Source organism: Aliiroseovarius crassostreae (genome assembly GCF_049803815.1).
Classification (GTDB): domain Bacteria; phylum Pseudomonadota; class Alphaproteobacteria; order Rhodobacterales; family Rhodobacteraceae; genus Aliiroseovarius; species Aliiroseovarius crassostreae_A.
This window is the reverse complement of record NZ_JBNAGI010000003.1, coordinates 84,355-105,870: the sequence shown is the minus strand read 5'-3', so window position 1 is coordinate 105,870 and position 21,516 is coordinate 84,355. Positions and strand designations below refer to the sequence as shown.

Sequence of the window (21,516 nt, the reverse complement as noted above, 5' to 3'; positions counted from 1 at the left end):
CGATCCCGGAGACGCGCCATGGACCACCTGCCTTTGTTTCTTGATGTGAAAGAACGGACCATCCTTGTGGATGGGGGTGGGACTGGCGCGGCGCGACGGGCGGAACGGGCCTTGTCGGCTGGCGCCTGGGTGCGCCTGTTTGATCCCGCGCCGGGGGCAGAGGTTCTGTCCTTGCTGGGACGCGAAAGGTTTACCCATGTGCCGCGTGTCCCACAGCAAGCTGATTTTCAGGATGTGATTGTCGCCTATGGTGCATCAGATGATCCCGATCGAGATGCATTTTTGCATCGTGAAGGCAAGGCCGCGGGGGCTTTGGTCAATGTGGCTGACGTCAAGCCGCTGTGCGACTTTATCACCCCCTCTGTGGTGGAGCGGGATGCTGTGACCGTCGCAATCTCCACCGGGGGCACGGCCCCCGTTATCGGCCGTATTCTCCGCGCGCGGATCGAGGCCATGTTGCCCAGCAACTACGGTCAACTGGCCCGCTTCCTGTCCGGGTTTCGCAAAAAGATCGAAGCCGCCATTCCTGGTGGCCGCGCGCGTCGCCGATTTTGGGAGCAAATGATTGATGGTCCGGTCGCTGATCGTTTTCTTGAAGGGAATGCGGACCATGCCGAAGCGCTGATTCACGAGGATCTGAACCAGGCGGCAACCGACAATCGCGGAGATGTGACGGTCATCGGCTTGGGGTCAGGAGACGCTGATCTTGTCACCTTTCGCGCTTTGCGGGCGATGCAACGCGCGGACCTTGTGATGCATGATCATAGCGTCACATCAGAGGTGTTGGCATTGCTGCGGCGGGATGCCGAGCGGATGAATGTGATCAACGGCGCCCTTCCGGTCGCGGAAAAGGCCGCAAAAGAGGGTCGACGCGTGGTGTGGCTGGTGTCTGGTTCTGCACAGGGTGATCTCCAGACAGAGACTAAACTTGCGCAATTTCGCGTCGCGGGGGTGCGCGCTCGTATCATTCCAGGGGTGGGTCGCGCGCATGGGGAAAATGTGGTGGAATTGCCGCACAGAGATGACCTGGCAGATCACGCACTTGGGCTGGCGCCGCAACGCATGCGGTGACTTGTCAAGGCGGCGCATCAAACATAGCGTCTGGTCATGGACTATGAAACGCTGATCGACGACGAAACCTGGGCCTTCATTCGAAAGACTGAAGACTATTATCCCCCGGATACCACGCACCTGTCCGTTGCAGAGCAACGACAGATCTATGATCGCATGTGCCGCGCGTTTTTCTCCGGTTATCCGGCTGGCATTTCGGTGCGTGATGATCGTGCAGAGGGCATTCCCCTGCGTATCTACGAACCCGCCGATCCGGCCGGCACCGTGGCCTTCTTTCATGGGGGCGGGTTTGTGGTTGGCGGGCTCGACAGTCACGACGATGTCTGTGCGGAAATCTGTCAGCGCACAGGGCTGCGGCTCGTGTCAACGGATTATCGGCTGTGCCCGGAACATCCTCATCCTGCCGCCTTTGAGGATGCGTGGAGCGTGACGCAGTATGTGTCTCTAACCTGGCCCGGAGTGACAGTTTTGGCGGGAGATAGCGCCGGTGGGAACCTGGCCGCAGCGGTGGCCCACAAAGCGCGTGGTCACATCGAGATCGCCGGGCAGGTTCTGATCTATCCCGGCCTGGGTGGTGACATGGGGCAAGGCTCTTACATCCGACATGCCAAAGCGCCGATGCTGACATTAGACGAGGTGAAATTTTACATGTCTATGCGGTATGGCGGGGTGGATGGCCCGGTGGATCCGACCTCTGCACCCCTGTTGGACAGTGATTTTGCGGGCCTGCCGCCCACCGTTGTGATCACCGCGCAATGTGATCCGCTTTCGGATGATGGCGGGGCGTATCGAGATCGGATACGGGCGGCAGGTGGCAAGGCCCATTGGGTCGAAGAACAGGGGCTGGTTCACGGGTATCTGCGGGGGCGAAGCTCTGTCACCCGCGCGCGTCAGAGTTTCGATCGGATCATCCACGCAATCCGTTCTCTTGCCAACGAAAACTGGCCGTTCTGATCTTTCCCCCAATCCTCAGCTGGCCTAGATTGAGGGAAATGAAAGCCTGAGAAGATCGGGCATTGCGGCGGGCTGAGGGCAGGGCATGTTGCCACCGGGAATATATCTGCATCGCTTGATGCATCGCCTGAAAAGGCAAGAGGCCGACGAGGCCGAGATTGTGGATCGTCCGGTCCGGCCTGAGGGTGGCCCGTTGATATGGTGTCATGTGGGATGCGCCGATGATATGAAAGCCCTGATCGGGTTTTTGCGGCAATTGACGCAGACCCGGGATGACTTGTGTTTTCTGATCACTCATCGCAATGGGTGCAAAGATGCGGATATCCCGCAAAACCTCAGCGACCTGATCATATGCCAACGGTTGCCGGAAGACGTGCCGGATCAGGTGCGCCCGTTCCTTGATCACTGGTCACCGGACCTTCTGTTGTGGATGGATCAGCGGTTGGAGATCACCACATTGGCCGAGAGCCATTTGCGGGGGGTTGCGTCGATCTGGATCAATGCGCGTTCACCGATTTCCGATCAACCGGCCTTGCGGTGGACGCCGGGCACGGCGCGCATGATCACCAGTGGATTCGACACTATTCTTGCGGAAAACGAGGGCGCATCGGCGGTGTTGTCCCGTATGGGCGTGCCCGCGCACAAATTGCGCGTTGCCGGGGCCTTGCAAGAACAAACCCAGCCGCCAACGTGCAATCAGGCGGAACGGGATGACATGGCGGGCGTGTTGGGGGCGCGTCCCCTCTGGCTTGCGTTAAATATATCCGAAGCAGAGGATCTGACGGTGCTGGCGGCGCAACGCCAGCTGATGCGCAAATCGCACCGATTGCTGTTGGTCCTGGTGCCTGACGATGTTGATCGCGCCCCCGGTCTGGCTGCGAAATTGGAAGGTGAGGGTTGGGTTGCGGCTTTGCGATCTGATGGGGATGATCCGACCCCGGAAGTGCAGATTTACATTGCCGACCTGCCCGGGGAAGAGGCGTTGTGGATGCATCTGTCGCCAATCACCTTTATGGGGCAAACCCTGCTGGGCGGTGATTGTCTTGCGCCAAATGATCCGGCCTCTTTGGGGTCTGCGGTGTTGTTTGGTCCGCGACAGGACCGATTTGCCGATATGTTCAAGCGACTTGAATCAGCTGGCGCAGCACGCAAGGTGCGTGATGAGGCCAGTCTGGCGCTGGAAGTAGATCACCTGTTGCAGCCCGAGAATGCGGCGGAGATGGCCATAGCCGCCTGGGATATTACCACCAGCGGGGCGGAGTTATCGGGCCTTGTCGAAGGGCTGGTGCTTGAGATGCTGGACAAGCGGGGGATATAGATGAAAACGCCCAGTTTCTGGTTTACCCCACCTGATCAACCTCATTGGCGTGCGCGCCTTCTGGCGCCTCTGGGGTGGCTCTATGGTTTGGGCACGGCCCGTCGGGTGCGCGGATCAGGCTATAAGGCGCGCGTGCCGGTGATCTGTATCGGCAATATCAACGCTGGGGGCACCGGCAAAACCCCCACCACCATCGCATTGGCGCAGATTTTGATGGGGCGTGGCAAGTCGGTCCACATCGTTTCGCGCGGGCATCGCGGGTCGGTCGAAGGGCCGCTTCGGGTGCAAGAGCGTGAACACAGCGCTGCCCAGGTCGGCGACGAGCCGATGTTGATGGCGGCCTTTACGACGGTCTGGGTCGGCAAGGATCGGGTCAAATCAGTGCAAGCCGCCGAGGCGTCGGGGGCGGATGTGATCCTGATGGATGACGGGTTTCAAAACCCGAGCATCGAAAAAGATCTGTCCATCGTTGTGGTGGATGCGGTGAAAGGGTTTGGCAATGCGCGCTGCATTCCGGCCGGCCCTTTGCGAGAGCCGGTAGAGGCGGGGTTGGCGCGTGCCAATCTGCTTTTGTCGATTGGTCCGGGGGGCGCACAGAAGCGTTTTCGGCAGGAATGGTCTCACATCCTGCGCCTGCCACATCTAACCGCGCATCTTGAACCCTTGCAGATGGGGATGGATTTCGAAGGCATGGATGTGCTGGCTTTTGCCGGGATTGGCCACCCGGACAAATTCTTTGCCACGGTGCGTGGTTTGGGGGCAAATCTGCTGCGGGCCGAAGCGCTGGCGGATCATCAGCCCCTGACCGAGGCCTTGATGAAACGTCTGGAACTGGAAGCCGCAGCGCTGGGCGCGCAATTGATCACAACGGAAAAAGACGCGGTGCGATTGCCGCAATCCTTCCGGCGCAAGGTGTTGACAGTTCCGGTGCGGTTAGAGCTGCATGATCAGACGGCACTTGATCAGGCTCTGGTCAAAATCGGGCTGGGATAAAGCCTATTTGGTCATCAGAGAGCAAAAAAGGCGCGCCGAATGTGGCGCGCCTTTGGTGTGATGTCAGAGGTATTATTGCTCCAGCTGCGCGTCGATCGCGGCTGCGAAATCAGCATAGCTCATATTCGACAGCTTTTCGCCATTGATCACAAAGGTCGGCGTGGCGCGGATCTCGTCGGCGGTGGCATTCTGCTGATAGGCGGCGACAAGGCTCTGGGCAAAGCTTTCGTCCGTCAGACAAACTTCCATTTCTTCATTGGTCATACCCGCGGTGCGGCCAATTTTGCGCAGGTTTTCCAGAATGGTCGCCGGGTCGCCCTCGCCAATCCACTCTTTTTGGCCAGAGTAGATCATATCGTTCAGGCCGAAATACCGTTCATCCCCGCCGCAACGGGCAATCATCCCGGCCCACAGACCAAAGCGATCAAAATAGACCTCGCGGTGAATGAACTTCACCTTGCCCGTGTCGATGTAGTCTTTTTTCAACTGTTTAAAGCTGTCCTCATGCCAGTTGGCGCAATGTGGGCAGGTGTAGGATGCGTATTCGATCACGGTGACCGGGGCATTTTCATCCCCCAGCACCATGTCCTTGGCGGGAACCACATCTGCGTCTTGGGCCACGGCCAGCGAAACACCTGGCACGGAGCCCTGATTTTGGCTCATGTAAAAGGCACCGCCAAGGGCGGCGACAGCCGCAACGGCGATCATGGGAAGAATTCGGTTCATTAACTCTCAGCCTCTTTTTGCTGCTTTGTATATACATTCTGCGCCAGCGCTTCGAGCGCCTTACGCAGGGTGTCATCCCCCACATCCGATGTGTCCGCCTTGGCGCGGGTCTGGATCTTGGGGTCGGGTTTCTTTTTGGCCTTCGGGGCCGGTGTGAACTGCGCCTGACCTTCGGCAAAACCGGTGGCGGCGGTCTGGGTGATGCGAATGCGCGAAATGGCGTTATAGCCATAGCAGGCGTTCACCCGATCTTTCAGGGCGTTTTTCTGCATCTCCAGCATCGGTGCCTGGGCCCCTGTGGTCAGCACGGTCAGGGTCGCCCCCATGCCGCCGCGCCCGTAAGACACGTCCACCGGGCGGGCGATCGAGGACATCTCGTGCCCGACAATCTCGGCCCAATGGGTCAACACCCGCGTCACCGCGAAACCGCGTGCCTCGCCCGCCTTGCGGATGCGCGCGGTCAGCAGGCTCGACGTGCGTTCGAACCCGCGCTTGCGGCGCTTCGGAGGGGTGGTTTTGCTCACGGCTGGTAACTTCCTTGTTTGACCGTATTCTAAAGCCTCATACAAGCAATGCCAGAGGAAAGCAGCGAGGGGGAGTCACAGATGTGTGACGGGCAAGAAAAAGCGCAGATTATCCAGCCGGATCCCGACGATTTGTTGGCGTGGTATGATGCCCATGCGCGCGTGCTGCCCTGGCGGGTGGGGCCCGCGGACCGCGCGGCGGGTGTGGTGCCGGATCCTTATGCGGTTTGGCTGTCCGAGATCATGTTGCAACAGACCACTGTTGCCGCGGTGAAATCCTATTTCGAACGTTTCCTGATGCTTTGGCCCCGGGTCGACGATCTGGCCGCAGCGCCGGATGAACAGGTGATGGGGGAATGGGCCGGGCTTGGATATTACGCCCGCGCCCGCAACCTTCTGAAATGCGCCCGTGTGGTGGCCGAACGGGGCGGTTTTCCGCAGGATCGGGCAGGATTAGAGACACTTCCGGGCATTGGCCCCTACACGTCCGCCGCCATATCCGCCATCGCTTTTGATCAGCCGGAAACAGTTGTGGATGGGAATGTCGAACGGGTCATGGCGCGGGTGTTTGAGATCACAACGCCGCTTCCCGATGCCAAGCCACAGATGAAAGCCGCCGCTGCAACGCTGACCCCGATCACCCGACCGGGGGATTATGCACAAGCGGTGATGGATCTGGGGGCCACGATTTGTACGCCGAAATCGCCCGCCTGCGGGATTTGCCCCTGGCGCACCCCTTGCCAGGCGCGCGCATCAGGGGTTGCAGCCGAATTGCCCCGCAAAAGGCCCAAAGCACAAAAGCCCACGCGTCACGGCATCGCCTATCTGGCGCGGCGCGAAGACGGGGCCTGGTTGGTTGAACGACGCCCCGAAAAGGGGCTTCTGGGCGGCATGTTGGGCTGGCCCGGGGCCGCATGGGGCGAGGTGGCGCTCGAAGACCCTCCTCTGTCCGCAAATTGGCAAAATCCCGGGGTCGAAGTGCGACATACCTTCACCCATTTTCACCTGCGCATGTCACTGCGTTTGGCCGAAGTGCCCGTGGGGACCAGTCCGGATCATGGTGAATTCCAAAGGCTCCGCCCGTCCGATCTGCCAACGGTCATGCGCAAGGCCTATGATCTGGCGAAGGATCAGCTGGGGGTATGAGCCTGGTCAACGACCGGTTTGGCGCACCACCACGCCGGCGGTTCTAAGCATAAGCATCAGATCTTTTGGCAGGCTTTGCTGTTCCAGATACATCTGGTCAAAGCGGATCCGATCCAGAAATCCGGTTTCGTTTCGCCCTGACACTTGCCACGGTCCGGTGATGCCCGGCCGCATGTGGAAATACGCTTGCCCGCCGGCATTTTTGTACAGGAATTCCTGCGACGTCATAAAGGGGCGGGGGCCGACAAAGCTCATGTCTCCGATCAGGACGTTGAAGATCTGGGGCAGCTCATCAAGGCTGGTGGCCCGCAGGAACCGACCGATCGGGGTGATGCGCGGGTCATCGGCAAGCTTTTGATTTTTTGCCCATTCCCGGGCGATCAGGGGATCGGTTGCGCAGAGGTCTTCCAGGATCAATTCGGCGTCTTGAACCATGGTGCGCAGCTTCCAGCACTGAAACCGTTTGCCATTCAGCCCCACCCGTTCTTGTGCGTAAAGCCCGGGACCGCCATCGCGTTTGATCATGAGAATGAACAGGCCAATGACCGGGACCAAAAGAGGCAGAAGGAAAATCGCAACGGCAAAGTCGAGCACGCGTTTGCTGAAATCTCGATAAAACCTGAAGGCCGGGCGTGGTTTCGCTGAATCAATCTCTGCGTAAGGTTGGAATTGATATCCAAAATCCTTCATGATTGAGACCCCACCAGATGAATTTGACTGCGAAAACCCCTTAATCAACTGGGTTATACATAAATTGTTTAGTTTAAGTTTACTATAAAAAAATCGTTAAAACTGAAAATTAGACGCAAAATACACGTGAAAGGGTATCTTCCATAAGAAGAGTTGACCGCCAATTCCTCAATCTAAAGATAGGCGATTTCGGTCCGGGAAATGAGGCCACTCTGTCGGCCCCCAATGCCAATCCGGCAGGGCGCGTGACCCGGCCGTGAAAGGACGAAATGCGTTGACCATTGTCCGTCAAGGCTTTCAAACCCATGCCCTGATACCCTCCTGGGGAATGGAATGCATTGAGCCGCTTGCAAATCCAGCGTAAGCCAATTGTAACGGAAAGGAACGTGTCATGGTCCCCGCTCGTCAGATTGCCAGTTTCAGGCAGGCCGCCCCGTTTGGGATATCCATCATCTTGCCGCTGCTGGTCGTGCTGGCCGCCACCAAAGGCGGATGGTATCTTCTATTGCCGCCGCTGGGCACCTGGTGGCTTTACACCGGGCTGGACGCAGTTTTGGGGCGCAACACCGACAATCCAGACCTGGAAACCACAGAAGAACAACTGTTCTGGTATCGCCTGATCACCATGATCTGGGTCCCGATCCAGTTCGGCATGATCTATGGCATGCTGATCTATGTGAGTGACGCAAATCACCTGTCGCTGGGCGAAAAATTCGGCGTGTTCTTTGGGGTGGGCGTGCTGTCGGGCACCATTGGCATTGTCTATAGCCACGAACTGATGCACCAGACCAACCGGTTTGAACGATGGTTGGCGGATCTGTTGCTGGCGACAGTGCTTTACAGCCATTTCCGAACCGAACATCTGTTGGTGCACCACCCGCATGTCGGCACAACACGTGACGCCGTGACCGCCCGTTACAACGAGGGCTTTCACCGGTTCTTTTTCCGCGTTTTGGTCGAAAGCCCGGTCTCGGCCTGGAAAGCGGAAAAGGCGATGCTGGCGCGGCGTGGGTTGTCGGCCTGGGATGGGAAAAACCCGTTCTGGCGCTATTGGGTGCTGCAACTTATGGCCGTCATGCTGGCTGTGCTGATCGGCGGTTGGCTGGGTCTGGCGCTGTTTGCGTTCCAGGCCCTTGTGGCCGTCTGGCAATTGGAGCTGACCAATTATGTCGAACATTACGGGTTGACCCGCCGCCATCTGGGCGAGGGCAAATATGAACCCGTGCGCCCGCATCACTCGTGGAATGCTGACCACAAGGCGACCAATTGGCTCTTTATCAACCTGCAGCGCCATTCGGACCACCATTACAAACCTGCCCGACGTTTCCCGCTGTTGCAGACCTATCCCGATGACGTGGCCCCGCAACTGCCCTTTGGCTATGTGGTGATGACCATGATGGCGATGATCCCACCCCTATGGCGCCGCCGCATGAACCCGCGCGTACGGGCCTGGCGCAAACGCTATTACCCCGATATCGAGGATTGGGGGCCGTATAAGCGTGGCGAACTGCCGCCGCCAACCATCCGCTAACCCCTTATTTTCCTTGTCACAAATATCCTGGGGTGAGCGCGACTGCGCGAGGGGCAAAGCCCCTGATTTTGGTCAAAAAAAAGCCCCGCTCGTGAAAGAGCGGGGCAAGTTGTGTGTGCCGTGGATTTTGCCACAGGCACGGCGGTACACCGTTATCCGGGCGCGCTTGTGACGCGCCCGAGTTGTTCTTGTTGTTCAGAAAGCTTGGTGGCGTGGCTCAGACCATCTCGGCGCGCACTTGCTGGCGCAGCACGTCGATCGGGGTCTTCTTGCCATCCTGCTTGAAGTGCCAATAGGTCCAGCCATTGCAGCTGGGCGCGCTTTCAAGGGCGGCCCCAACCTGGTGGATCGAACCGCGCGCGTCCCCGGAAATCAACGTTCCATCGGCGCGCACTTTGGCGGTTTTGCCGCGCGGGCTGACCAGAACTTCGCCCGGGCGCAACATGCCACGTTCGACCAGTTGGCCAAAGGGCACACGCGGTTCGGCGCGTTTGGATTGGGTGGTTTGCAGGGCTTCTTTGTCGAATTTGCGCACTTTGGAGATGCGTTTTGCGGCCACTTTGCGATAGGCCTCTTCGCGCTCGATCCCAATGAAATCACGACCCAGCATCTTGGCGACCGCACCGGTGGTGCCGGTGCCGAAGAACGGGTCAAGGATCACGTCGCCGGGGTTGGTGGAGCCAACCAGCACGCGATGCAGAAGGCTTTCCGGTTTCTGGGTCGGATGGGCCTTGTCGCCATTTTCATCCTTCAGGCGCTCATGCCCGGTGCAGATCGGCAGCACCCAGTCAGAGCGCATCTGAATGCCTTCGTTCAGGGCTTTCAGCGCTTCGTAATTGAAGGTGTATTTCGCGCCTTCGGATTTTGACGCCCAGATCATCGTTTCATGGGCGTTGGTGAACCGCTTGCCGCGGAAGTTTGGCATCGGGTTTGATTTGCGCCAGACCACATCGTTCAGGATCCAATAGCCCTGGTTTTGCAGCTCGGCCCCCATGCGAAAGACGTTGTGGTAAGATCCGATCACCCAGATCGCCCCGTCGGGCTTCAGGATGCGGCGCGCGGCCTTCAGCCAGGCGCGGGTAAATTGGTCATAGGCTTTGAAACTGTCGAACTGGTCCCAGTGATCATCAACCGCATCCACCTTGGAATTGTCCGGGCGATGCAGCTCGCCTTTCAACTGCAGATTATAGGGGGGATCAGCGAAAATCAGGTCAACGGAATTCTCGGGCAGGCCATTCATCACTTCGATGCAATCACCAGCCAATATCTCATTGAGTGGCAGCTCGAGAGCCGCCTTTCTTTTGGTTTTAGTCGTCATTTCTGCCTCATGTACCGGCGCTATCGCGCTCTTTAGACGGCGCATTTTTGCGCTCATTCATTGTGGATAAAGATGACGGCTTGTGGATAACGGGTCAAATTCTTTTTTGAATCAGCCTGTTACATTTTTCTGTTGATACAAGATATTGTGGATCGGTTTGAACGAGCGTCTATGGTGTGGGGTCACACCCAATTTCACCAGCGCGTCCTTGTGGCTTTTTGACGGATAGCCTGCATTCTTCTCCCATCCATAACCGGGAAACTGTTGCGCCAAATCCACCATGATCCGGTCGCGGGTGATTTTGGCCACAATGGACGCTGCCGCAATTGAGACCGATCGACCATCGCCTTTGACAAGCGTTTCGTTTGAGGTTGTCAGCCCCTTTGGCACCATATTGCCGTCGATCAGAAGGTGATCGGCCGGAACAGAGAGCCCCGCCACCGCGCGTTCCATCGCCAGGTGGCTGGCATACAAGATATTGAGGTTGTCAATCTCGTCGACCGTGGCATGGGCAATCGATACGTCAGCCAGTTCCATGATCTGGTCAAACAAAACCTCGCGCCGTTTCGCGGTCAGTTTCTTGCTGTCATTTAACCCCTCGGGGATGCGCGCCGGGTCAAGCACCACGGCGGCGGCGGTCACGGGGCCGGCCAGTGGGCCACGGCCCACCTCATCCACCCCGGCGATACGGGCAAAGCCGCGCGCGCGGGCGGCCTGTTCGAAACTGTCATCAGGAGCTGTCTGGGTCATGGTTTCGGACTGGCTCAATTGGCGTGGTATCGCAAGTAAAAAAGGCAGAGGCCGAAACCTCTGCCAGTTGAACATGACCGGAAAGGGTGGTCATGCCGGTGCGGCTGAACGGATGGGGTTGCCGCACCGTCTCACGGAACGAGTTCAAAGATCAGTGACGCTTGCGGTAGCCAGCCTCCTTCAGGCAACGCGGGTGAAACACCTTGCGCGGCACCCAGACGCCGTCATTGTTTTTGATGACAACCGTGTCGCGGCAGGCCTTGGGCAGCGACTTCACATGGTCATAGCGCTTGTTCAGGCATCCGCGACCCCAATAGCGTTTCTTGCCAAATTGGGTCTGGAACTTGCGCAGGCATTTGTTCGGAAGCCGATACTTTGAATGACGCTTGGGGGCAGGTTTTACATGACGGCGCGGCTTGGGTTTTGCGCGGTCATCGTCGCGGTCATTGCTTTTCGCGATGATCGTGCCCACAACTGCCAGCCCCAACAGGGCGGCGATCAGGGCCCCCACATCTTCGTTGTCCTTTGATCCCGCCAGGGCAGGCCCCGAGGTCATCGGGTTCAGGCTGAGGGCTGCCACAAGGAACGGCATCATCATACCGCGGGTAAAACTGCGTAAGGAAAGGCGGGTCATGATCAACTCCTGTTTTTTATCTTTCAGGCTGTCACCGGTCGGGCGACGTGATTGGCATGAACCCAGTTTGCGGCGGGTGGGAACAGACAAGCCATATCTGCCCCTTGTTATGGGATATCAGCCCCGCAAACCCCCGAATGTTATTGAATATCCCATCTGCCCCGCGCATGGTTTCGATATGAAACAGATCCTCTATTCCCTCGCCCTCATGGCAATTGCGCTTCCGGCACAGGCGGCGTGCTATGCCGATTACAAAGCCAAGCGGGACGACCCGTTGAAACTGCATTATGGTGTCATGGAGCTGCCAGACACGGCCTGTGGCGACAAGGCCGCAGCCACGCGTCAGGTCACATCGCGCCTCTCCCCGGAAGGGTGGGTGCTTTTGAACATCCTGTCGATTTTCGATGAAAACGGGCTTGAGGAAAGGAAAGAGAGTGCCGGACAATATTTCCTTCGCTTCTGATGCGCGCAAAGGGGCGTCACGGGTGATCGTCATTGGGATGGCGGCGATTGTTGCCATTCTTCTGGTGGCGGCTGTGTTCTTGTTCATCAGCCTGCCGGATGCCAATGCGTTCAACGCGCGGGTCGAGCGGATCTTTGTTGAAAATGACAATCTGACTTCTGGCGCGGAAATCAAGCTGCTTGAGATCCTGGCGCAGTCCGGCACGTCTTTTGCCGACACTCTGACCAGTTATCGAATGGTGATCTTCGTGCTTTTGGTCTTTGCCTCGGCGCTGCTGGTGGCCGCGCTGGTGTTTTTGATCACCATCATTGGTCTAAACCGTCGCATGGGCGAAATTGAACGGGCTGGCATCCAGGTGAACTCGCTTCTGATCAGCCGCGAAGAACGCACCGTCTATCTGAACAATATGGAGCTGAGCCTGACCGAAGCGGCCATTGAAACCCTGTCGGCCCTGGCCGAGGCGCGAATGGATGACGAGGTGCTGACCGGATCTGAACTGGAAGGGTTGATTTCAGGTCGGGATGCATCTGATTGCGAAGAGGCCGCCGGGGCCACGCGGATCAAGCGGTTGCGCGATGCGATGGGCAACCAGTTGATGAGCGAATTGTTGGTGAAAACCATTGCCCGCCGCGGCTATATGCTGTCGATCGACAAGGATGTGATCCGGATGATCTGAGGGCGGGGCGGGCGTTTTGCCCGGCCTCTTCTGACGGTCACAATGTCAGGAAATAGCTGTCCACACGGCGCCAGAAATGCAGAAGGTCTTTTGCCAGAACCGGCGAATGCCCGATGGCTTCTGCTGCGTAAACATCTGCAGCCAAAAGCGCGACCATCTTATAGGTGGCCAATCGCAGATCATCATTGGCGCGGGTCTTGGCCAGGTTGTCTTCCACCATGGATGCGGCATTGGTCAGGGCAAACACCACGGACAGGGCAGGTTCAGACGGCCATTTCTGGCAGATATTGCGAACCATTCCCCGCCTCCGGTCCACATCACCGGAGAGCAGCTCTTCAAGAGCGTATTCTATGATCTGATCAATTGTTGCGCCTGGCATGGCAATGAAACCGATTTACTCATCAACGAAACTCACCACACGAAATTGAAAATCGACGGACCGGCGCGCGGGGATTTAAGCAGCATATCTGTTCTCCTGATTGGATGACATGGGGATGAGATGAGCGCGACCGGAAAAAAACGGTGCAGTCAAATGGCCTGCCACCTTAGCACAAACTGGTGGGCTTGAGGAGAAATCCTTCGATTGGTTGCTTGTTGAAACCGGCATATGGGCGAAGGTTACCCCCGCTATAACCCTATGGGTGAAGTGGGTGCCGGAAAAAATCAATTACAAGGTGATTTGTGATGCTATAAGGGTGTATGGCATACGGTTTGCTCACGTCATGATTGTTTCTGTCCCCTCAATCCTCGGCTGATCGATCTATCTAGGTTCGGTCTGTTGCAGCGCATAGAAGGAGCCCCTCATGCAGATTGTTCCGGTACTGTTATGCGGCGGGTCGGGCACGCGGCTTTGGCCCTTGTCCCGAAAATCCTATCCCAAGCAGTTTTCGCGCCTGATCGGCGAAACCTCTCTGTTGCAGGCCTCGGTCCAGCGCCTGTCGGATGACAGATTTGCCTCCCCTGTGGTCCTGACCAATTCGGATTTTCGTTTCATTGTGACCGAACAATTGGCAGAGGTCGGGGTGGATCCCGGCGCAATCCTGATCGAACCGGAGGGGCGCAACACCGCACCCGCCATTCTGGCCGCGGCCTTCTGGCTGTCGCGCAAGGATCCGGATGCGCTGATGCTGGTGGCCCCGTCCGATCACGTCATCCCCGATGATGATGCGTTCCGTGCTGCGGTGATGCAGGGGGTCGGGGCCGCGAGGGCCGGCAAGCTGGTCACTTTTGGGATCACGCCAACCCACGCGGAAACCGGCTATGGCTATCTGGAACTGGACAACGCCCCGGACGGGACGGCAGAGGTGCTCGACCTGCGCGGCTTTGTGGAAAAGCCGGACGCGAGAAGCGCCGCCGAAATGGTCGATGCAGGGCGGTTCTTGTGGAATGCCGGGATTTTCATGTTCACCGCCTCCGCGATCATCGAGGCCTTTCTGCATTACGCCCCCAACCTGATTGATCCGGTACAGGCGGCGGTGGAAAAGGGCACGCCCGATCTGGGTTTTTTGCGCCTCGCCCCGGCGGCCTGGGCCAAGGCCGAGGATATTTCGATCGATTATGCCGTGATGGAGCGGGCCGAAAATCTTGTCGTCGTACCGTTCTCTGCCGGGTGGAGCGATCTTGGCGGCTGGGATGCGGTGCTGCGCGAAGGCACGCCGGATGACAACGGCGTGGTCACAAATGGCGCGGCCCATGCGATTGATTGCAAAGACAGCCTGCTGCGGTCCGAAGATCGCGGTGTGGAACTGGTTGGTGTCGGGTTGGAAAACATCATTGCCATTGCCATGCCCGATGCGGTTCTGGTGGCGGACACGCGCGCCGGGCAGGATGTGAAAAAGGCGGTATGCCTGTTGAAACAAAAAGGCGCGGTACAGGCCGAACAGTTCCCCAAGGATCACCGCCCGTGGGGCTATTTCGAAAGCCTCGCCACGGGTGACCGGTTCCAGGTGAAGCGGATCGTTGTGCATCCGGGCGCCGCCCTCAGCCTGCAATCGCATCACCACCGGTCGGAACATTGGATTGTGGTGCAGGGCACCGCACGCGTCACGATTGAGGATCAAGAACAACTGGTGACCGAAAACCAGTCGATCTATATCCCGCTGGGCGCCAAGCACCGGATGGAAAACCCCGGCAAGGTTCCGATGACCTTGATCGAGGTGCAGACCGGTGCGTATCTGGGCGAAGACGACATCATCCGCTATGACGATGTCTATGCCCGTGGTCAGGGGGCCAAAGGCTGACCCCCCACAAAACGGACCACGAAGGGACCATGATGACGACCACAGACCTGCTGCCGGCCGCACGCCCCATGACCTGCTTTAAAGCCTACGACATTCGCGGCCGACTTGGGGTCGATCTGGATGAAGGGGTGGCCTTTCGCGTGGCCCGCGCCTTTGCACAGGTGTTGGGCGCGCGTCGCGTGGTGCTGGGGCGTGATCCGCGCGCGTCCTCTGAGGCGTTGTCCAATGCCGTGGCCCGCGGGCTGGTGGCCTCGGGCGTCGAGGTGATCGACCTTGACCTGTGTGGCACCGAAGAGGTGTATTTCGGCACCGAACACTTTGCGGCGGATGGCGGCATCTGCGTGACCGCGTCGCATAATCCGATGGATTATAACGGCATGAAACTGGTGAAAACCGGGGCCGCACCCTTAGACCCGGACACGGAATTTGCGCAGGTCAAAACCCTTGCCGAAGCGGGCAGGTTTGACCCGCAGCAACCGGGTGGGTCGCATGATGTGGGTCGGGCTGCGGAATGTCGTACGGCCTATGTGGACAGGGTTCTTTCCTTCATCGACGTGACGGCGCTCAACCCGATGCGCATCGTGGTCAATGCGGGCAATGGCGCTGCGGGGCCAAGTTTCGATAAGATCGCCGAGGCACTGGGCCGGGCCGGTGCGCCGCTTCATTTCATCCGCCACAACCACCAACCGGACGGGCGTTTTCCAAACGGCATCCCCAACCCGCTTTTGCCGGAGAACCAGCCGCAAACCGCCGAGGTGGTGCGCGCGCATCATGCGGATCTGGGTATCGCCTGGGATGGGGATTTTGACCGTTGTTTCCTGTTTGACCACGACGGGCGCTTTGTGCCAGGCGAATTTGTCGTGGGGCTTCTGGCCGAAAGTTTCCTGACCAAAGATCCAACCGACCCGATTGTGCATGACCCGCGTGTGGTCTGGAACACCCGCGACCTGATTGGTGCGGCGGGCGGGCAGGCCGTGATGGCGCGCACCGGGCATGCTTTCATGAAGCAGGTGATGCGCCAAAGCGGCGCGGTCTATGGCGGCGAAATGTCCGCGCATCACTATTTTCGCGATTTCATGGCCTGCGACAGCGGCATGATCCCGTGGCTTCTGGTGGTCGAACTTCTGTCGCGCAAAAAAGTCTCGCTCGCCGATCTGATCCGGGATCGGCGCGCTAGGTTCCCGTCCTCTGGCGAGATCAATTTCCGCGTGGCGGATGCTGGGGCCTCGGTGGCTAAGGTCGAAGCGGGTTATGCAGATCAGGCGGTGGCGCGCGATGATACGGATGGGATGAGTTTGGATTTCGGCGCCTGGCGGCTCAACCTGCGCCGGTCAAACACCGAACCCCTGTTGCGGCTGAATATCGAAACGCGCGGGGATGCGGATCTCTTGGATCAGAAAGTTGCCGAACTGACAAAAATCCTGTCTGATTGATCCTGTTGGGGCAGAGGTCTTGCTGCCCAAAGATCATTCAGGAGAGCATATTATGAAAATTGCCGTGGCCGGAATTGGATATGTGGGCCTGTCAAACGCGGTGTTGTTGGCACAGCATAATGATGTGACGGCGGTGGATATTTCTGAGGCGCGCGTGGCGCAGTTGTCCGCGCGGCAAAGCCCGATTGTTGATGCCGAACTGGAACGCTTTCTTGCCGAAGAACCCCTGTCGCTGTCGGCCACCACCGATGGGGCGGCGGCGTATCAGGAAGCCGATTTTGTCATTGTCGCCACGCCAACCAATTACGATCCGCAAAGCAATTTCTTCGACACAAGCTCGGTCGAGGCGGTGATCCGCGCGGTGATCGCGGTGAATGACCGGGCGACGATTGTGGTGAAATCCACCATTCCCGTGGGCTTTGTCGAAGATGTGCGCGCCCGGCTGGGCACCGATCAGGTGATCTTTTCGCCCGAGTTCCTGCGCGAAGGCCGCGCGCTTTATGACAACCTGCACCCGTCGCGGATCATTGTCGGGGAACGGTCGGACCGCGCGGAACAATTCGCGGGGCTTTTGCTTCAGGGCGCGATCAAAAAGGACGTGCCGATCCTGTTCACCGACAGTCGCGAGGCCGAGGCGATCAAGCTTTTTTCCAACACCTATCTTGCGATGCGGGTCGCCTATTTCAACGAGCTCGATAGCTATGCCATCGCCGGGGGCATGGACACGCGGCAGATCATCGAAGGGGTGTCGCTGGATCCGCGCATTGGCGGGCATTACAACAACCCGTCGTTTGGCTATGGCGGCTATTGTCTGCCCAAAGATACCAAGCAGCTGTTGGCGAATTACTCGGACGTGCCACAGAACCTGATCCGCGCGATTGTGGATGCAAACCGCACCCGCAAGGATTTTCTGGCCGATCAGATCATCGCACAGGCGCCCAAGGTGGTGGGGATCTATCGCCTGGTGATGAAGGCGGGCAGCGACAATTACCGCAAGTCTTCGGTGCAGGGGATTATGAAGCGGATCAAGGCCAAGGGGATCGAGGTGATCGTTTATGAACCGGTGCTGGACGACGACGCGTTTTTCGGGTCACGGGTTTGCCGTGATCTGGACGCGTTCAAGGCGCAGGCCGACCTTATTCTGGCCAACCGGATCACCGATGATCTAAGGGATGTGGAAGACAAGATTTACACCCGCGACCTGTTCGGAGCTGACTAAGACATGACCACCCAAACCGCGCTTGTGACCGGGGCTGCCGGCTTTATCGGCTCGTTCGTGTGCCGCGCCCTGCTGGATGAAGGGTGGCGCGTGATCGGTGTGGACTGCATGAGCGATTATTACGACGTGTCGCTGAAGGAACGGCGCGAGGCGGGGTTGCTGCAATCGCCCAACTATCGGTCCGTGCATGACAAGGTGGAAACACCGGGTCTGTTGGTGCGGCTTTTTGAAGAGGAGCGCCCGGATGTTGTGATCCACCTCGCCGCCCAGGCGGGGGTGCGCTATTCCATCGACAACCCGCGCGCCTATCTGGAAAGCAACATCATCGGCACGTTTGAGCTGCTCGAAGCCGCGCGTGCGCACCCGCCGCGCCATATGCTGTTGGCCTCGACCTCGTCTGCCTATGGCGCCAACGAAGAGATGCCCTACTCAGAAACGGATCGCGCCGATCATCAGATGTCGTTTTACGCGGCGACCAAAAAATCGACCGAAAGCATGGCGCACAGCTATGCCCATTTGTTTGACCTGCCGGTCACCATGTTCCGGTTTTTCACGGTCTATGGCCCTTGGGGGCGGCCCGACATGGCGCTGTTCAAATTCACCAAGGCGATCCTCCAGGATCGGCCAATTGATGTTTACAACCACGGCAACATGATGCGGGATTTCACCTATATCGACGATCTGGTGCGCGGTATCCGCCTGTTGATCGACGCGGTGCCGGAACGCCCCGAAGGCGGCGCGGTGCCGGCGGGCGACAGCCTGTCGCCGGTGGCGCCTTTCCGGGTGGTGAATATTGGCAACTCCAACGCGGTGCAACTGACCGATTTCATTGACGCGATCGAAACCGCAACGGGCCGCAAGGCCACCCGCAACCTGATGGAGATGCAACCCGGTGACGTGCCCGCCACCTGGGCCAATGCGGATTTGCTGAAATCTCTCACCGGGTACGCGCCGCAAACGGCGGTCTCCGACGGGGTGGCGAAATTTGTGAGTTGGTATCGCGACTATTATCAGGTCTGATCAGCGGCCCGGCGGGATCACCCGGATCGACACCATGCCGATATGCGGGCTGATCCATTGCTTGGATTGCACCACCTGCCCGCTGCTGTCCTCCACCCAATAGAGGTTCTTGAACGCGGTGTCGCCATTGCGGCATTGGCTGATCATCAGGCTGGTTTTGGCCACGTAAGGCCCAAGATCCACATCCCGCGCACCGCGCCTTGTAACTTCACACCGAAAGGCGCTGATTTCCACTTCATCATTGCCGTTGAGATGTGACAGGAAGTGTTCCGAAATGCCCCCCTGCCTGCCGGTGATCAGCGGGGCAATCCGGGTCACATCCGCCGACATCATGTCACCGCCAAAGCCACGGGTGGCGATGATCACCCCGTCTTGCAGTCCAAGCGACAGGTTGTCGCCGGAAATCCAGCTTTCCTCGCCACGTGCATTGGTGCTTTGCCGGGCAAATTGCGCATAGGCCTGATCGCGCGCTTCAATCGACAGGATCAACATTGGTGCGCCGGAATTTGCAAGCGCGACAAACACAGGGTCGGGGCTGCGCGCCTCTTGTGGGCGCAAGGCCTGTTTCACAAGCGCCTGCTGTGCCGGATCCGACGAACAGCCGGTCAGGGCCAGGGCGGCCAGAACTGCTGCAAAAATCAGCTTGTTTACCCTCATCGCCAGAACCGCCCCCACCGGTCTTTCAGCCCGTTCACATGCATGTCCCGTGTCACCTCGTACAGCCGGTTGCGCACGTCCAGCCGCGCCCCACCATCGCGCAGCACCGGGCGGATTGTGGTGCTGAACCCGTCTTTTGACGGCGTTCCCACCAGCCAGTCGATTGGGATGGTAAAGCGGATACCCTTGTCAAAGGACCCCTCGCCAAACTCTTCAAACGGCACATCTGTCAGGGTGAAAAACGCGCCCACCTTGAACCCGTTGTTAAACTCGCGATCCAACGATAGCGTGGCCCCCCAATCCCCGGCCAAATATCGCCCCGCGTCCAGTTGCGCGTGATAGCCATTGCCGAAATCGTAATAGGCCGAGGCATGACCGGTCAGAACCTCGTAATCTCGAAACCCGAATAGTTGGTCAAAATCGCGCTGTTTGACATAGTTCAGCTCTGCCCCAAGGGCCAGTTTGCCAAGGGTGGGTTTCCACAGGATTTCACCGGACACACCGCCATACATGGTTTCCAGATACCCCGCCGTGATTCGCCCATACAGGTTTTTGCCGGGGCGGAAGAAATACTCCGCCGTCAGATGTTTGACCTCAAGATCGGACTGGATGGCGTATTGGGTCACATCGGTGCGCACATGGGGCAAAACGGAATTTGAAGGCCGCGTTGATCCTTCCAGATTGCCCACAAGTGGCTGGCGAATGGCGCCCGACAGCACAAAGCCTCGGGCTGGTTCAATGGACGCCGCCGCTTGTAGGCCAAAATCGGCGCGGATCGGGTTGTCGGGGTCAAACAGTTCGGGTTGCAGATAGGGGGCAAAAGACCAGCTGATCCGCGGGTAAAGATCGGGAACCGGGGGCAGATCACTGCCGGCCGCATCGTCGAACCTGGTGCGCGAAAAACTGCGCCAACTGTTGTCCAGATCGTATTCCAATTCCTCCAGATCAGCACGGCGAAGGGTGCTGCGCGTGATGGGCATGCCGTGGCTGGACAGTTCGATCTCTAGCTGCTCGACGCTGCCGGGCAATGTATTGGCCATCACGCGTGCGGCCCGACCGATGGCTTGCGCGGCGGCGGGGTAGCGGGTGTTTTGAATACGGATGCTGGCTTTGGGACCGCTTCGGTCAAACGCCTCCAACACCAATCCCTGCGCCTTCAGGGCCGTCGCCAGTCGGCTTCGTTGCGTTGCAACCGGGGCCTCGTCCCAGCCAAGGGCGGTCACATGTTGGCGTGGCAAAATGGCGGGCGGCGCGCCTTCGCGTCCACCCGGGATCCGTGCCCTGCGCGGGTCGGTCACAAGGTTCAGCGTGATCCCAAACTCAGACCCGTGCAGGGAATAAGTGGTGAGGTCATTGCCATTACCGAACCGATAGGACAGCCCGAAGTTGAACGGAGAATTATGTTGAAATCCGGTCCGCGCCACCTCATCCACATATGCGTCCGAGGAATATTCCGCCAGGAAGGTCAGCCGCGGTGTAATCTGATAAGACACCCCGCCAAAAAGCGCCGCATCGCCCCGGAACCACTGGTCCGTTTCCAGCCGCCCGACCTCAGAAATATCCTCCGGTCCAGCCCCCCGGGTTTCGAACTTGTCCGACAGGGCGGAAAGCGGGTTCTTAAAGCCATTATGTGACCCTAACCTGCCCCAACCAATGCCGCCGGTCACGGCCAGCCGACCGTCCATCAAGCGTTTGCTTGCGGCCAGATATTCCGAACCATAAAGCCCGGTGCCGCCGAAATCGCGCAAGCCGATCACAACGGACGGGCGCAGGCGCGTTTCCTTGATCAGAAGATAGCCGATGTCGAAACTGCGGTCGAAGCGGGTTTTGCCCACGCCGTCGTAATCCGTGATTGTCGCATAGCGGAAACTGCCAAACAGGCGCGGCGTGATCTGAAAGGTCAAGGTGTGGCGAAATGCGCCGCCATGAAAGCTGGTGGTGTTGTTCAACTGCCCATCCGGCAACATCATGCCCGTGGGCATGTCGATCAATCCGGGTGTGCCGAAACTGGAAACTGTTGGACGAAACGAGGTTGGCGAAGACGGGGTGTTCTGCGCCATAGCACCCGAGGCCACAAATGTGGCGCACAGCATGGCGGACAGGTGCCATTTGCGTCTGATCACGATGATTGCCCCCCGGCGTTTTCACATCGA

General features: G+C 58.6%; 21 protein-coding genes. 12 read left to right on the top strand and 9 right to left on the bottom strand.

Going from position 1 to position 21,516, the window contains the following annotated elements; genetic code table 11:
* Positions 1-18: 18 nt before the first annotated feature.
* The 4 genes from ACP15V_RS09740 to lpxK all read left to right on the top strand — a co-directional run bounded on the left by ACP15V_RS09740 (position 19) and on the right by lpxK (position 4,336).
* The gene (locus ACP15V_RS09740; RefSeq protein WP_424943495.1) at positions 19-1,071 is read left to right on the top strand and encodes an NAD(P)-dependent oxidoreductase; all 1,053 of its coding nucleotides are present in this window, start codon (positions 19-21) and stop codon (positions 1,069-1,071) included.
* 36 nt (positions 1,072-1,107) lie between these two features.
* The gene (locus ACP15V_RS09735; protein WP_424943494.1) at positions 1,108-2,025 is read left to right on the top strand and encodes an alpha/beta hydrolase; all 918 of its coding nucleotides are present in this window, start codon (positions 1,108-1,110) and stop codon (positions 2,023-2,025) included.
* Between the two features lie 118 nt (positions 2,026-2,143).
* Positions 2,144-3,343 (top strand): 3-deoxy-D-manno-octulosonic acid transferase, encoded by a 1,200-nt coding sequence (locus ACP15V_RS09730; RefSeq protein WP_424943493.1) that lies wholly within the window; start codon positions 2,144-2,146, stop codon positions 3,341-3,343.
* Positions 3,344-4,336, top strand: a complete 993-nt coding sequence (gene lpxK / locus ACP15V_RS09725; protein ID WP_424943492.1) for a tetraacyldisaccharide 4'-kinase — start codon at positions 3,344-3,346, stop codon at positions 4,334-4,336.
* A gap of 72 nt (positions 4,337-4,408) precedes the next feature.
* On the opposite strand, the gene ACP15V_RS09720 is transcribed toward lpxK, so the two are convergent.
* Entirely contained in the window at positions 4,409-5,062 is a 654-nt protein-coding gene (locus tag ACP15V_RS09720; protein ID WP_424943491.1) for a DsbA family protein, read from the bottom strand.
* On the bottom strand, positions 5,062-5,586 hold the full coding sequence (locus ACP15V_RS09715) for a DUF721 domain-containing protein (RefSeq protein WP_424943490.1): 525 nt from the start codon (positions 5,584-5,586) through the stop codon (positions 5,062-5,064). The genes ACP15V_RS09720 and ACP15V_RS09715 overlap by 1 nt, the downstream gene beginning before the upstream one ends.
* An 81-nt stretch (positions 5,587-5,667) precedes the next feature.
* Between ACP15V_RS09715 and mutY the strand changes: the two genes are divergently transcribed.
* Positions 5,668-6,732: an A/G-specific adenine glycosylase gene (gene mutY / locus ACP15V_RS09710; RefSeq protein ID WP_424943489.1), complete on the top strand. Its 1,065-nt coding sequence runs from the start codon at positions 5,668-5,670 to the stop codon at positions 6,730-6,732.
* Positions 6,733-6,738: 6 nt separating this feature from the next.
* On the opposite strand, the gene ACP15V_RS09705 is transcribed toward mutY, so the two are convergent.
* A complete protein-coding gene (locus ACP15V_RS09705) occupies positions 6,739-7,422 on the bottom strand; it encodes a sugar transferase (RefSeq protein ID WP_424943488.1) in 684 nt (227 codons plus the stop codon).
* A 391-nt stretch (positions 7,423-7,813) separates the two neighbouring features.
* On the opposite strand from ACP15V_RS09705, the gene ACP15V_RS09700 reads away from it, so the two are divergent.
* Complete coding sequence (locus ACP15V_RS09700) at positions 7,814-8,953, top strand: alkane 1-monooxygenase (protein ID WP_424943487.1); 1,140 nt, start codon at positions 7,814-7,816, stop codon at positions 8,951-8,953.
* A gap of 217 nt (positions 8,954-9,170) precedes the next feature.
* On the opposite strand, the gene ACP15V_RS09695 is transcribed toward ACP15V_RS09700, so the two are convergent.
* The 3 genes from ACP15V_RS09695 to ACP15V_RS09685 form a co-directional block, all read right to left on the bottom strand.
* On the bottom strand, positions 9,171-10,271 hold the full coding sequence (locus ACP15V_RS09695; protein ID WP_424943486.1) for a site-specific DNA-methyltransferase: 1,101 nt from the start codon (positions 10,269-10,271) through the stop codon (positions 9,171-9,173).
* 111 nt (positions 10,272-10,382) lie between these two features.
* Complete coding sequence (locus ACP15V_RS09690) at positions 10,383-11,021, bottom strand: ribonuclease HII (protein ID WP_424943485.1); 639 nt, start codon at positions 11,019-11,021, stop codon at positions 10,383-10,385.
* Positions 11,022-11,172: 151 nt separating this feature from the next.
* On the bottom strand, positions 11,173-11,655 hold the full coding sequence (locus ACP15V_RS09685) for a hypothetical protein (RefSeq protein WP_424943484.1): 483 nt from the start codon (positions 11,653-11,655) through the stop codon (positions 11,173-11,175).
* Between the two features lie 178 nt (positions 11,656-11,833).
* On the opposite strand from ACP15V_RS09685, the gene ACP15V_RS09680 reads away from it, so the two are divergent.
* Complete coding sequence (locus ACP15V_RS09680) at positions 11,834-12,118, top strand: hypothetical protein (protein ID WP_424943483.1); 285 nt, start codon at positions 11,834-11,836, stop codon at positions 12,116-12,118.
* A gap of 37 nt (positions 12,119-12,155) precedes the next feature.
* Positions 12,156-12,794: a winged helix-turn-helix domain-containing protein gene (locus tag ACP15V_RS09675; RefSeq protein WP_424943844.1), complete on the top strand. Its 639-nt coding sequence runs from the start codon at positions 12,156-12,158 to the stop codon at positions 12,792-12,794.
* A 37-nt stretch (positions 12,795-12,831) separates the two neighbouring features.
* Here ACP15V_RS09675 and ACP15V_RS09670 read toward each other — a convergent pair whose 3' ends face one another.
* Positions 12,832-13,092, bottom strand: coding sequence for a hypothetical protein (locus ACP15V_RS09670; RefSeq protein ID WP_424943482.1), 261 nt, complete (start codon positions 13,090-13,092; stop codon positions 12,832-12,834).
* 505 nt (positions 13,093-13,597) lie between these two features.
* Between ACP15V_RS09670 and ACP15V_RS09665 the strand changes: the two genes are divergently transcribed.
* From ACP15V_RS09665 to ACP15V_RS09650, 4 genes are read left to right on the top strand one after another with little or no spacing between them, the layout of a single operon-like run.
* Positions 13,598-15,034 carry a mannose-1-phosphate guanylyltransferase/mannose-6-phosphate isomerase gene (locus ACP15V_RS09665; RefSeq protein WP_424943481.1) on the top strand — a complete coding sequence of 479 codons (1,437 nt, stop codon included), beginning with the start codon at positions 13,598-13,600 and terminating at the stop codon, positions 15,032-15,034.
* A 32-nt stretch (positions 15,035-15,066) separates the two neighbouring features.
* Positions 15,067-16,467: a phosphomannomutase gene (locus ACP15V_RS09660; protein ID WP_424943480.1), complete on the top strand. Its 1,401-nt coding sequence runs from the start codon at positions 15,067-15,069 to the stop codon at positions 16,465-16,467.
* Between the two features lie 52 nt (positions 16,468-16,519).
* Positions 16,520-17,686: a nucleotide sugar dehydrogenase gene (locus ACP15V_RS09655; protein WP_424943479.1), complete on the top strand. Its 1,167-nt coding sequence runs from the start codon at positions 16,520-16,522 to the stop codon at positions 17,684-17,686.
* A gap of 3 nt (positions 17,687-17,689) precedes the next feature.
* The gene (locus ACP15V_RS09650; protein WP_424943478.1) at positions 17,690-18,706 is read left to right on the top strand and encodes an NAD-dependent epimerase/dehydratase family protein; all 1,017 of its coding nucleotides are present in this window, start codon (positions 17,690-17,692) and stop codon (positions 18,704-18,706) included.
* On the opposite strand, the gene ACP15V_RS09645 is transcribed toward ACP15V_RS09650, so the two are convergent.
* The gene (locus tag ACP15V_RS09645) at positions 18,707-19,363 is read right to left on the bottom strand and encodes a YjbF family lipoprotein (protein ID WP_424943477.1); all 657 of its coding nucleotides are present in this window, start codon (positions 19,361-19,363) and stop codon (positions 18,707-18,709) included.
* A complete protein-coding gene (locus ACP15V_RS09640; protein WP_424943476.1) occupies positions 19,360-21,486 on the bottom strand; it encodes a YjbH domain-containing protein in 2,127 nt (708 codons plus the stop codon). Before ACP15V_RS09640 ends, ACP15V_RS09645 begins: the two co-directional genes overlap by 4 nt.
* Between the last annotated feature and the right edge of the window lie 30 nt (positions 21,487-21,516).